This is a genomic window from Pseudomonas sp. GM48, assembly GCF_000282335.1.
Lineage (GTDB): Bacteria > Pseudomonadota > Gammaproteobacteria > Pseudomonadales > Pseudomonadaceae > Aquipseudomonas.
Genome location: NZ_AKJM01000047.1, coordinates 1 through 11,548 on the forward strand (window position 1 = coordinate 1; position 11,548 = coordinate 11,548).

An 11,548-nucleotide genomic window follows, 5' to 3' on the forward strand; every position below is an offset into this window, starting at 1 on the left:
CCCAGCTGAGCTAATCACCCTTCGCTTCGGTGTGGCGCGCATTCTACGGAGCGACCCAACCTCTGGCAAGCACTTTTTAAAATAATTTTCTCAGGCCTTCCAAAGGCTTAGAGAAAGGTTGGCCTATGGCACGGCGAAGACAATAATGCCCCCCTTTGTATAAAGGAGAGACTCACCCCATGTGGTTCAAAAACCTGCTTATCTATCGCCTGACCCAAGATCTGCCTGTTGATGCCGAGGCGTTGGAAACTGCACTGGCCACCAAACTGGCGCGTCCATGTGCAAGCCAGGAGTTGACCACCTACGGTTTCGTCGCGCCATTCGGCAAAGGCGAAGATGCACCGCTGGTGCACGTCAGCGGTGACTTCCTGCTGGTGTCCGCGCGCAAGGAAGAACGTATTTTGCCAGGCAGCGTCGTGCGTGACGCGGTCAAGGAAAAGGTCGAAGAGATCGAAGCAGAGCAAATGCGCAAGGTCTATAAGAAGGAACGCGATCAGATCAAGGATGAAATCATCCAGGCCTTCCTGCCCCGTGCCTTTATCCGCCGCTCGTCGACCTTCGCCGCCATCGCGCCGAAACAGGGCCTGATCCTGGTCAACTCGGCCAGCCCGAAACGCGCCGAAGACTTGCTGTCGACCTTGCGCGAAGTGATCGGCACCCTGCCGGTGCGCCCACTGACCGTAAAAATGTCCCCGACCGCGACCATGACCGAGTGGGTCACCACGCAGAAAGCCGCGGACGATTTCTTTGTGCTGGACGAGTGCGAACTGCGCGACACCCACGAAGACGGCGGTATCGTGCGTTGCAAACGCCAGGACCTGACCAGCGAAGAAATCCAGTTGCACCTGAGCACCGGCAAAGTGGTCACTCAACTGTCCCTGGCCTGGCAGGACAAACTGTCGTTCGTCCTCGACGACAAGATGGTGGTCAAGCGCCTGAAGTTCGAAGACCTGCTGCAAGATCAGGCGGAACAGGATGGCGGCGACGAAGCACTGGGCCAACTGGATGCCAGTTTCACCCTGATGATGCTGACCTTCGGCGACTTCCTGCCGGCGCTGGTTGAAGCACTGGGTGGTGAAGAGACTCCGCAGGGGATCTAAACCCTGGTGATCTCAACCTGTGGGAGCGGGCTTGCTCGCGAAGGCGGAGTATCAGTCGACATCTATATTGACTGACACTCCGCCTTCGCGAGCAAACCCGCTCCCACATTTTATTTTGTGGTGCTACTTAATAACAAGGATCAGGCCATGCGCGCATTGGCTGCATTGAGTCGTTTTGTCGGTAACACGTTCGCTTACTGGGTACTGATTTTCGCCGTCGTGGCGTTTCTGCAGCCGGCGTGGTTCCTCGGCCTCAAAGGCGCCATCGTGCCCTTGCTCGGGCTGGTGATGTTCGGCATGGGCCTGACCCTCAAACTCGAAGACTTCGCCGAAGTCGCTCGCCATCCATGGCGGGTGGCCTTGGGCGTGGTTGCACATTTCGTGATCATGCCGGGGATGGCGTGGTTGCTCTGCCAGGTGTTCCACTTGCCGCCGGAAATCGCCGTCGGCGTGATCCTGGTCGGCTGCTGCCCAAGCGGCACGTCGTCGAACGTGATGACCTGGCTGGCCCGTGGCGATCTGGCGCTGTCGGTGGCCATCGCCGCCGTCACCACCCTCCTCGCCCCGTTGCTGACGCCAGCGCTGATCTGGCTGCTGGCCTCGGCCTGGTTGCCGGTGTCGTTCATGGAGTTGTTCTGGTCGATCCTGCAAGTGGTGCTGCTGCCGATCGTGCTGGGCGTGGTTGCCCAACGGTTGCTCGGCAACAAGGTCCGTCATGCGGTGGACGTTTTACCGCTGGTGTCGGTGGTCAGCATCGTGATCATCGTCACGGCAGTCGTCGCCGCCAGCCAGGCGAAGATTGCCGAGTCCGGCCTGTTGATCATGGCCGTGGTCATGCTGCACAACAGCTTTGGCTACCTGCTGGGATACTTCACCGGACGCCTGTTCAAGTTGCCACTGGCCCAGCGCAAGTCCCTGGCCCTGGAAGTCGGTATGCAGAACTCCGGATTGGGTGCCGCGTTGGCGAGTGCGCACTTCTCGCCACTGGCGGCAGTGCCCAGTGCATTGTTCAGTGTCTGGCACAATATTTCCGGGGCATTGCTCTCCACGTATTTCCGCCGCATGAGTGAAAAGCAGGATCGGGAAATAGCGGCGCAACAGGTCAGTGACTGACTTGAAAACTTGATCCCCGGATTAATGCTGGGCACTATATTGCGCATCGCGAGGACGACCTCGCGGCTCGATCGAGTCATTAATCTGGGGACGACCCCGTCAGACGATGGAGGTCTTTCATGTCCTGGATCATTCTGTTTTTCGCCGGCCTGTTCGAAGTGGGCTGGGCCGTCGGCCTCAAGTACACCGATGGCTTCACCCGCCCGCTCCCCACTGTGTTGACTGTTGCGGCCATGGCTATCAGCCTCGGCTTGCTCGGCCTTGCAATGAAGGAATTGCCGCTGGGTACGGCCTATGCGATCTGGACCGGTGTCGGCGCCGTTGGCACGGTGATCGCCGGGATCATTCTGTTTGGCGAGTCCATGGCGCTGGTGCGGCTGGCGAGTGTGGCGTTGATCATTTCCGGGTTGGTTGGGCTCAAGGTCAGCGCTTAGGCTACAACTGCCTTCGCGAGCAAGCCCGCTCCCACAATTGGAATGCAATCCTACTGTGGGAGCGGGCTTGCTCGCGAAGAGGCCCGTACTGTCACCGACTATCTAACTGCCCCGCGCAACTCCCCCACCAACGTCTGCAACCTGGCCGGTTCAGCCACTTCAACCGCCACCGCCGGCCCAGCCACCAACGTCACTCGCGACCACAGGCGGTGAAACAGCCCCTTGCCCGGATCGCGACTGAAGAAGCTCCCCCACAAACCCTGCAAGGCCAATGGAATCACCGGCACCGGAGTCTCTTCGAGAATCCGCGTCAACCCGCCCTTGAACTCATTGATCTCGCCATCAGCGGTCAATTTCCCCTCGGGGAAGATGCACACCAGCTCTCCGTCCTTCAGATACCGCGCAATGCGCGTGAAGGCCTTTTCGTAGATCTGGATGTCTTCATGACGCCCCGCGATAGGAATCGTCCCCGCGGTACGGAAGATGAAGTTCAGCACCGGCAGATTGTAGATTTTGTAATACATCACAAAGCGAATCGGCCGACGCACCGCGCCGCCAATCAACAAGGCATCGACGAACGACACGTGGTTGCACACCAGCAGCGCCGCGCCTTCATCGGGGATCAAATCCAGATTGCGGTGCTCGACGCGATACATGGAATGGCTGAGCAGCCAGATCATGAAGCGCATGGTGAACTCGGGGACGATCTTGAAGATGTAGGCGTTGACGCCGATGTTCAGCAACGAGACCACCAGGAACAGCTGCGGAATCGACAGTTTGGCCATGCTCAACAAGACGATCGAAACAATCGCCGACACCACCATGAACAACGCGTTGAGGATGTTGTTGGCAGCAATCACTCGCGCCCGTTCGTTCTCCGCCGTACGTGACTGGATCAGTGCATACAGCGGCACAATGTAGAAACCACCGAAGATCCCCAGACCGAGGATGTCGAGCAACACCAGCCAGGTGTGGCCAAAACCGAGGATTTCGATCCAGCCATGGCCTGAGGCGCTGTCCGGAATTGAGCCGGAATGCCACCACAGCAGCAAACCGAAAACGGTCAGGCCGAACGAACCGAACGGCACCAAACCGATCTCGACCTTGCGCCCGGACAATTTCTCGCAAAGCATCGAACCCAATGCGATGCCGACCGAGAACACCGTCAGAATCAGCGTCACCACGGTTTCGTCGCCGTGCATCCACTCCTTGGCATAGGCCGGGATCTGCGTCAGATAAATCGCCCCGACAAACCAGAACCACGAGTTGCCGACAATCGAACGTGACACCGCCGGCGTTTGCCCCAGGCCGAGTTTCAACGTGGCCCAGGACTGGCTGAAGATGTTCCAGTTCAGGCGCATTTGTGGCGCGGCGGCCGCAGCGCGGGGAATGCTGCGGCTGGCCAGGTAACCGAGCACGGCAATGCCGATGATCGCCGTGGACACCACCGGCGCGTAATGCGCCGAAGACATCATGACCCCGGCGCCAATGGTGCCGGCAAGGATCGCCAGGAAGGTGCCCATTTCCACCAGGCCGTTGCCACCCACCAGCTCATCTTCATGCAAGGCTTGCGGCAGGATCGAATATTTCACCGGCCCGAACAGCGCCGAGTGAGTGCCCATGGCGAACAGCGCCACCAGCATCAGCGACAGGTGATCGAACAGGAAGCCGATCGCTCCGACCACCATGATGGCGATTTCCCCAAGCTTGATCAGACGGATCAGCGCATCCTTGGCGAACTTTTCCCCGAATTGCCCGGCCAGTGCCGAGAACAGGAAAAACGGCAGGATGAACAGCAGCGCACACAGGTTGACCCAGATAGAGCGGTCGCCCTCGATGGTCAGCTTGTACAAAATGGCCAGGATCAACGACTGCTTGAAGACGTTGTCGTTGAACGCCCCGAGGGACTGGGTAATGAAGAACGGCAGGAAGCGCCGGGTACGCAACAAGGTGAACTGCGAGGGGTGACTCATCTTCCATGTGTCCCTGATTATGTAGAGAGTGGCCTGGATACTGTTATTGGAGTATCGAACGTCGATCCAGGCCACACCTTACCTAATCTTTGCCGGTTATTTCTTCAATCCGGCAATGCACGGCGAGACAAACAGCTCGCCCCGCCAGGCACCCAGCACCGTGCGCTTGCCGACGATCAGCCACATCACCGCCAGCAACGCCACCAGCACACAGCCAAACACATTGAAAAACGTCAGGTTCAAGGTGCTGGCCAGTTTCAACGTCGCTAGAGAATAGACGCCCAACGGAAAGGTAAAGCCCCACCAGCCGAGATTGAACGGAATGCCGGCACGCAAGTAGCGCACGGTAATCAGCAGCGCCATCAGCATCCACCACAAACCGAAACCCCACAGGGTGATGCCAGCCACCAGCCCCAATCCTGCCGCAATTTCACCGACTCCCGGCAGACCATTGGCGGAGAAGATCAGCGGTGCATCTGCGCCCAACACCAGCATTCCCAACGCGCCGGTGCCGATCGGACCAAGGGCCAGCCAACTCGAGGCGGCCATGTTTTCGTGGGGCAGTTTATGCAGGGCCATACGCAGCAGCAGAATGGTCAGGATGCTAAAGGCCACCGGCAGGGAAAACGCCCAGAGCACGTAGCTGGTCACTAGCACCACCAGTTGCGAGTGAACGTCGGCCAAATGCGGCGCCAACAGGCCTCCGCTGGCGGCCGCCACTTCTGCCGCGACCACCGGCAACAACCAGACGGCGGTCATCTGGTCGATGCTGTGCTCCTGACGGGTGAACATCATGTAGGGAATCAGCACGCCGCAGGCCAGAGACATGGCGACATCCAGCCACCACAGCACCTCGGCCAGCGAAATCACCCCTTCGCCCCAGCGCGGCAGGCCGAAGACCAGGAAGCCATTGATGATGGTCGCCAGGCCCATGGGGATAGTGCCGAAAAACATCGAAACCGTGGAATGGCCGAAAATCCGTCGTGCTTCGTTGAAAAACAGCAGCCAACGCGCGGCGTACAGCGCCGTAAACAGCAGAAACAACGCGATGTTGAACAGCCACAGGGCTTCGGCAAAGGCGTGCAAGGCGGGCATGGCGACCGGCAATTGCGCCAGTGCCAACGCCAGCACACCGGTGCCCATGGTGGCCGCGAACCAGTTTGGCGTGAACTGGCGGATCACTTCGCGTGGGTGCTGCAGGTGACTGAACGGTTTGATTCCGGGCTTGATGCTATTGGCGCATGTCATGGCGAACTCCTGTCCTCTCGTGAGGTAGAGCCCATGTTAGATCCGAATAGAATATCTATATAACGGGTAATATCTCTATATGTTATCTATTACATAGATATTTAATCAGGAACTGGCCTCACATGCCCTGCCTGAACGCGGGCGCATCAAACCTGCCAAAGCGCCAAGGGCCAGAAGAATCAACACCGTGCCATAACCGTCGACGGTCGCCACTAAACCGAGGGTTCGGCTCAGGCTCCCGGCCAGCAGCGATGGCAGGCAGAAGGCAAGATAGCTGAGCGCGTAATACGCCGATACCAGCCCGGCACGCTCATGGGGCAAGGCCAGCGGCACCAGACTACGCAAGGTGCCAAGAAAACCGGAGCCGAAACCACATCCTGCGACCAGGGTGCCAAGGAAGAACAGCAGCAGGCTGGCACTGTGCACACCCAGCAAAATCAACACGACACCCGTTGGCATCATGCTGGCGCCCAATAACAACGCCTTGCCGGCGGGTCGGTTGCGCATGCTGTAAATCATCAGCGCACCGGTCAACGTCAATGCGGCAACGCTCGCCCCGCCGATCATGTTCGAGGTCGAGCCCGTGGCCGTGCGCACCAAGGAAGGCGCCAGGGAAGCGTAGAAACCGCCGAGAGCCCACAGGGCAGTATTGAGCGGCAGCACCCGCCACAAAGTGGAGCGCGCTTGCAGCGGCACATGCAGAGTAGGTCGCAATGAGGCCCAAACCCCGGCCTGCCGCGAGACGCTTTCCGGCAAACGCCAGACATACAACGCCTGCATCACAAACAACGCCAGCAGCAGCCAGAACGTCAGGTGCAACGGCGCCGGGGCGAACTCGGCTAACGCACCGCAGCCCAGCCCGCCAATGGCCATACCGGTCAACGGTGCAACGCTATTGACCAGCGGCCCCCGTTCGCGGTCGGTATCCAGTAGCGTTGCGCCCAACACCGCGGTAGCCATGCCGGTGGCAAAACCTTGCAGCACCCGGGCACTGATCAGCCACGCAACGCTATCGGCGTAGATAAACAGCAGCATCGCCAGGATATTCAGCACCACCGCCGTGAAAATCACCGGTTTGCGCCCCAGGTAATCCGACAGCGATCCGACGGTCAGCAACGCCGCCAACAGGCTGAGGGCGTAGACGGCAAAAATCAGGGTCAAGGTCGCGGCCGAAAACTGCATCTGCTCCTGATACAGGTGATACAGCGGCGTCGGCGCGGTGGAGGCCGCCAGGAAACTGAGCAAGGTAATTGCCAGAAACCACAGGCTGGCACGATTTGAATGAGAACTGGGCATGGACCTACTCCGCAAAAGCTAAATATTTGCTTTTGCGGAGTGTGCTACTGCCTCCCTCTTAAAGCAAATTCTTTGTGTTAAGGTCCGAGGCACGGCTTTTACAGGAAACTCAGGATGACAGCTCCCACCTTACGCCCGGGCGGACGCAGCGCGCGGGTACAAGAATCGATTCATTCGGCCGTGCGTCAACTCCTCGAGGAGCAGGACCGCGCCAGTCTGACCGTGCCGCAAATTGCTGCGCGCGCAGGCGTTACACCCTCGACCATCTATCGGCGCTGGGGTGATTTGTCGGCGCTGCTGGCCGACGTCGCCCTCGCCCGCATGCAGCCCGACAACGACCCCACCCACACCGGCAGCCTGCGCGGCGATATTCGAGCCTGGGCGGAACAGTACCTGGACGAAATGAGCTCTGAACCTGGTCGCAACATGCTGCGCGACGTACAAGCGGCTCTCAAGCCAAGTTACTGCGCGACGATCATTGGCGGGCAGTTGCAGACAATCCTCGACCGTTTTCCCAACGAGCCCGTGCCGGGTGTCGATCGGCTGATCAACCTGATCGCCGCCCCCATCGTTTTCCGCATTCTGTTTTCCGAAGCAGCGCTGGAGGTTGAAGAGCTGCATCGGTTGATCGAAATTGCGTTGATTGCGTAGTACCGCTCTTCGCGAGCAAGCCCGCTCCCACAGTTGATCGCGTTTCTCCTGAAAGAAACCGCCCGAATGTGGGAGCGGGCTTGCTCGCGAAGAGGCCTGTCCAGCCACTGGAAATACCCCTGCGACACCCCGCCACGCCACGACCTTGGTCGACACTGACTAACGCTGGCGGTCGTGCGAGACTGTCTATCCGGGCGGGATGCCCGAGTGTCTTTTGTCTGGAGTCCCCATGTCGCTGTCCACCGGGCTGATTGCCGCCGTCGCCCTGGCCTATATGGCCATCATGTTCGCCATCGCCTTCTATGGCGACCGTCGCAGCGCGCCCTTGCCGCCGCGCATGCGAGCCTGGGTGTACAGCCTGTCGCTGGCGGTCTATTGCACCAGTTGGACCTTCTTCGGCGCCGTGGGCCAGGCCGCCGAACAGCTCTGGTCGTTCCTGCCGATCTACCTCGGGCCGATCCTGTTGCTGGTCGGCGCGCCGTGGGTCCTGCAAAAAATGGTGATGATCAGCAAACAGGAGAACATCACCTCGATCGCCGACTTCATCGCCGCGCGCTATGGCAAATCCCAGTCATTAGCGGTGGTGGTGGCGCTGATTTGCCTGGTCGGCGTGTTGCCCTACATCGCACTGCAGCTCAAGGGCATTGTGCTCGGTGTGAACCTGCTGATCGGCGCCGGTGCCGACGCCATGGGCACTCGCGCCCAGGACACCGCACTGATCGTGTCGCTGGTATTGGCGCTGTTCACCATTGTCTTCGGTACCCGCAACCTCGACGCCACGGAGCACCACCGCGGCATGGTGTTGGCCATTGCCTTCGAATCACTGGTCAAGCTGTTCGCGTTTCTCGCCGTCGGCGCCTTCGTGACCTACGGCCTGTACGATGGTTTCGACGACCTGTTCGACCAGGCCATGCTGGCGCCGCGCCTCGAACAGTACTGGAAGGAAACCATCAACTGGCCGTCGATGGTGGTGCAGACCGGTGTGGCGATGATGGCGATTATTTGCTTGCCGCGGCAGTTCCACGTGACCGTCGTCGAGAACATCGATCCCCAGGATCTGCGTCTGGCCAAGTGGGTATTTCCGGCCTACCTTGCCCTCGCGGCATTGTTTGTCGTGCCGATCGCACTGGCCGGCCAGATGCTGCTGCCCAGCTCGGTGTTGCCGGACTCGTTCGTCATCAGCCTGCCCCTGGCCCAGGCGCATCCGGCGTTGGCCCTGCTGGCGTTTATCGGGGGCGCATCGGCGGCCACCGGCATGGTGATCGTGGCCAGCGTGGCACTGTCGACCATGGTGTCCAACGACATGCTGTTGCCCTGGCTGCTGCGTCGCAACAACGCCGAGCGCCCGTTCGAAGTGTTCCGCCAGTGGATGTTGTCGGTGCGCCGCGTCAGCATCGTGGTCATTCTGCTGCTGGCCTACGTCAGTTACCGCTTGCTGGGCTCGACCGCCAGCCTGGCGACCATTGGCCAGATCGCCTTCGCTGCCGTGACCCAACTGGCCCCCGCCATGCTCGGTGCGCTGTACTGGAAACAGGCCAACCGCCGAGGCGTTTTCGCTGGCCTCGCCGCGGGCACGTTCCTGTGGTTCTACACCTTGATCCTGCCGATTGCCGCCCTCAGCCTCGGCCTGTCCTTGAGTACATTCCCGGGGCTGGCCTGGTTGCACAGCAATCCACTGAACCTGCCAATCACCCCGCTGACCCAAGGCGTGGTGCTGTCGCTGGCAGGCAATTTCACGCTGTTCGCCTGGGTCTCGGTGCTGTCGCGCACCCGGGTTTCCGAGCACTGGCAGGCGGGCCGCTTCATCGGCCAGGAAATCAGTGCACGCCCCAGCGCACGCTCGATGCTGGCGGTACAGATCGACGACCTTCTGCAACTGGCGGCGCGCTTCGTCGGCGAAGAACGCGCCCGTCAGAGCTTCATCCGTTTTGCCTATCGCCAGGGTAAAGGCTTCAACCCGAACCAGAACGCCGACAGTGAATGGATCGCCCATACCGAACGCCTGCTGGCCGGTGTGCTCGGTGCCTCTTCGACCCGCGCGGTAGTGAAAGCCGCCATCGAAGGCCGGGAGATGCAATTGGAGGACGTCGTACGGATCGCCGACGAAGCCTCTGAAGTCCTGCAATTCAATCGAGCGTTGCTGCAAGGGGCTATCGAGAACATTACCCAGGGCATCAGCGTGGTCGACCAATCGCTGAAACTGGTGGCCTGGAACCGTCGCTACCTGGAGCTGTTCAACTACCCGGATGGCTTGATCAGTGTCGGTCGGCCGATTGCCGACATCATCCGCTACAACGCCGAGCGCGGCCTGTGCGGCCCCGGTGAAGCCGAAGTGCACGTCGCCCGTCGCCTGCACTGGATGCGTCAGGGCCGGGCCCATACCTCCGAGCGCCTGTTCCCCAACGGCCGGGTGATCGAACTGATCGGCAACCCGATGCCGGGCGGCGGCTTCGTCATGAGTTTCACCGACATCACTCCGTTCCGCGAAGCCGAATACGCGCTGACCGAAGCCAACGAGGGCCTGGAGCAGCGGGTGGCGGAACGTACCCATGAACTGTCGCAGCTCAACGTGGCCCTGACCGAAGCCAAGGGCACCGCCGAAGCGGCCAACCAGTCTAAAACCCGTTTCCTGGCGGCCGTCAGCCACGACTTGATGCAACCTTTGAACGCTGCCCGACTGTTCTCCGCAGCCCTGACCCATCAGGAAGAGGGCTTGTCCGAGGAGGCGCAAAAGCTGGTGCAGCATCTGGACAGTTCACTGCGTTCAGCTGAGGACCTGATCAGTGACTTGCTGGATATTTCCCGCCTGGAAAACGGCAAGATCAATCCGGACGCCAAGCCGTTCGCACTAAATGAATTGTTCGACACCCTCGGCGCCGAATTCAAGGTACTGGCCCGGGAACAAGGGCTGGAGTTCCGCGTCCGGGGCAGCAGGCTACGTATCGACAGCGACATCAAACTGTTGCGGCGGATCTTGCAGAACTTCCTGACCAACGCTTTCCGCTACGCCAAAGGCCCTGTGCTATTGGGGGTTCGCCGGCATAAGGAAACATTGAGCCTGGAAGTCTGGGACCGTGGGCCGGGTATCCCGGAAGATAAACGACAGGTGATTTTCGAAGAGTTCAAGCGCCTCGACAGTCACCAGACCCGGGCCGAGAAAGGCCTCGGCCTGGGGCTGGCGATTGCCGACGGGCTCTGTCGCGTGCTCGGCCATACCTTGCGCGTACGCTCCTGGCCGGGACGCGGCAGCGTGTTCAGCGTCAGCGTGCCGCTGGCCCGGGCGCAAACCGCAGCGCCGGTCAAAGTCGCCGAGCTCAATGGCAAATTGCTCAATGGTGCGCAGGTGCTGTGTATCGACAACGAGGACAGCATCCTGATCGGCATGAACAGCTTGCTCAGTCGCTGGGGCTGCCAGGTCTGGACCGCGCGCAATCGCGAGGAATGCGCAACGCTGCTGGGCGAAGGCGTACGCCCGCAATTGGCGCTGGTGGATTACCACCTCGATCATGGCGAGACCGGAACCGATTTGATGGCCTGGTTGCGCACGCAAATGGGCGAGCCGGTTCCAGGGGTGGTGATCAGCGCCGATGGCCGGCCGGAGACGGTCGACCAGGTGCATGCCGCGGGGCTGGATTACCTGGCCAAACCGGTGAAACCGGCGGCGTTGCGTGCGTTGTTGAGCCGGTATTTGCCGCTGTAGCGCGGTTCAACACAGCCTCCTGTGGCGAAGGGG

General features: G+C 60.4%; 8 protein-coding genes. 5 read left to right on the forward strand and 3 right to left on the reverse strand.

The window, feature by feature from the left end; genetic code table 11:
• The first annotated feature begins 179 nt into the window (after positions 1 to 179).
• From rdgC to sugE, 3 genes are all read left to right on the forward strand, one after another.
• Positions 180 to 1,100: a recombination-associated protein RdgC gene (gene rdgC / locus PMI28_RS20580; RefSeq protein ID WP_007969735.1), complete on the forward strand. Its 921-nt coding sequence runs from the start codon at positions 180 to 182 to the stop codon at positions 1,098 to 1,100.
• Positions 1,101 to 1,247: 147 nt separating this feature from the next.
• Entirely contained in the window at positions 1,248 to 2,213 is a 966-nt protein-coding gene (locus PMI28_RS20575; protein WP_007984483.1) for a bile acid:sodium symporter family protein, read from the forward strand.
• A 119-nt stretch (positions 2,214 to 2,332) separates the two neighbouring features.
• Positions 2,333 to 2,647: a quaternary ammonium compound efflux SMR transporter SugE gene (gene sugE, locus PMI28_RS20570; RefSeq protein ID WP_007977599.1), complete on the forward strand. Its 315-nt coding sequence runs from the start codon at positions 2,333 to 2,335 to the stop codon at positions 2,645 to 2,647.
• A gap of 98 nt (positions 2,648 to 2,745) precedes the next feature.
• On the opposite strand, the gene PMI28_RS20565 is transcribed toward sugE, so the two are convergent.
• The 3 genes from PMI28_RS20565 to PMI28_RS20555 form a co-directional block, all read right to left on the reverse strand.
• Positions 2,746 to 4,620 carry an MFS transporter gene (locus tag PMI28_RS20565; RefSeq protein ID WP_007984485.1) on the reverse strand — a complete coding sequence of 625 codons (1,875 nt, stop codon included), beginning with the start codon at positions 4,618 to 4,620 and terminating at the stop codon, positions 2,746 to 2,748.
• Between the two features lie 96 nt (positions 4,621 to 4,716).
• Positions 4,717 to 5,868: a TDT family transporter gene (locus tag PMI28_RS20560; RefSeq protein ID WP_007984488.1), complete on the reverse strand. Its 1,152-nt coding sequence runs from the start codon at positions 5,866 to 5,868 to the stop codon at positions 4,717 to 4,719.
• Between the two features lie 105 nt (positions 5,869 to 5,973).
• The gene (locus PMI28_RS20555) at positions 5,974 to 7,164 is read right to left on the reverse strand and encodes an MFS transporter (RefSeq protein WP_007984490.1); all 1,191 of its coding nucleotides are present in this window, start codon (positions 7,162 to 7,164) and stop codon (positions 5,974 to 5,976) included.
• A 114-nt stretch (positions 7,165 to 7,278) separates the two neighbouring features.
• Between PMI28_RS20555 and PMI28_RS20550 the strand changes: the two genes are divergently transcribed.
• Positions 7,279 to 7,815, forward strand: coding sequence for a TetR/AcrR family transcriptional regulator (locus PMI28_RS20550; RefSeq protein WP_007984492.1), 537 nt, complete (start codon positions 7,279 to 7,281; stop codon positions 7,813 to 7,815).
• 229 nt (positions 7,816 to 8,044) lie between these two features.
• Entirely contained in the window at positions 8,045 to 11,515 is a 3,471-nt protein-coding gene (locus PMI28_RS20545) for a hybrid sensor histidine kinase/response regulator (RefSeq protein ID WP_007984494.1), read from the forward strand.
• The last annotated feature ends 33 nt before the right edge of the window (positions 11,516 to 11,548 follow it).